The sequence below is a fragment of the Tsukamurella sputi genome, from assembly GCF_007858445.1.
GTDB classification, from domain to species: domain Bacteria; phylum Actinomycetota; class Actinomycetes; order Mycobacteriales; family Mycobacteriaceae; genus Tsukamurella; species Tsukamurella sputi.
On sequence record NZ_VIGV01000191.1, the window covers coordinates 1 to 534 of the forward strand.

Genomic DNA, 534 nt, shown 5'->3' on the forward strand with positions numbered 1-534 from the left:
GATATTTTAAAATCGGGACGATGAGTGATAATATGCGCCTCTCGATGAGAGAGTCCGGCATTGGTTCATCTTAATATCAGGATCAGATAAAAGATCAGATAAGAGGTCAGGTAGGAGCAGATAGGGCATATCGGGAGTTCGATGCAGTATCAGCTAGATTGATTCGATTTACAGAGATTTTATATTTGTTATACACGCTATATCCGTTATATCTGTATTAAAAATCTGTATATTCGTATTTAATATGAAATATTAATAATTAGACATTAGACATTAGACATTAGACAGTGTTAGTTAGGAGATAAGTTTATGGCACGCGTAACAGTACAAGATTGTTTAGAGAAGGTTGATAACCGTTTTCAGTTAGTCACAGTTGCAGCAAAGAGAGCAAGACAATTAGAGCGCGGTGCAGAGCCTACTGTCAGCCGCAGTCGTGCATCGAAATCGACCGTTATTGCACTTCGTGAAATTGCGAAAGGGGAGATTAGCCCTGCTGAGATTACGGCAAAAGAGGCAGATTTTCAGTCAGGCTTC

At 39.5% G+C, this 534-nt stretch carries 1 protein-coding gene; it reads left to right on the forward strand.

The genetic code is table 11. From position 1 onward, the window contains the following. Positions 1 to 309 precede the first annotated feature (309 nt). On the forward strand, positions 310 to 534 hold a 225-nt coding region (rpoZ, locus tag FK268_RS26185; RefSeq protein WP_109201653.1), incomplete at its 3' end, for a DNA-directed RNA polymerase subunit omega.